This is a genomic window from Paraburkholderia rhynchosiae (assembly GCF_002879865.1).
Taxonomy (GTDB): domain Bacteria; phylum Pseudomonadota; class Gammaproteobacteria; order Burkholderiales; family Burkholderiaceae; genus Paraburkholderia; species Paraburkholderia rhynchosiae.
The window spans coordinates 1-396 of the sequence record NZ_PNXY01000145.1; the positions used below are offsets into that span (position 1 = coordinate 1).

Here is a 396-nt window from a genome sequence, read left to right on the forward strand (position 1 = left end):
GAGCAGGCCAACGCAATCGCTGGCCTGCTCGCCGACACGGTCTTCCTTCGAGAGTTCGACAAATGGCGGCGTGCCGACGCCCCGCAAGCCAGCATGCCACCCGCGGCAGCAGTTCCCGCGGACTGTGCCGGTGCCGGTGAACCCTCCACCCTTCGCAACATGTTGGCCGCCATCAGGGTCGTCGGCCAGATTGACGGCCACGATGTGATACGTCGCCTGTCCATGCTGGACCTTGTGGACCGCGAGATGCGCGCAGCCGAGGAAGAGGCGCCAGCTGGCGCCATCGCCTTGTCCGATGCGCATGCGAAAGGCGTCATGGACGCGCTGCGCGGCGTTCACGAGCTGTTTGTCCATGAGGACGGTTGCGGTGCCTTGCCTCCTGACAGCCCATTTCAG

At 65.4% G+C, this 396-nt stretch carries 1 pseudogene; it reads left to right on the top strand.

Annotation, left to right across the window (positions count from 1 at the left end):
- Positions 1 to 396 (top strand): annotated as a pseudogene (locus C0Z16_RS37205) (hypothetical protein); the annotation flags it as partial.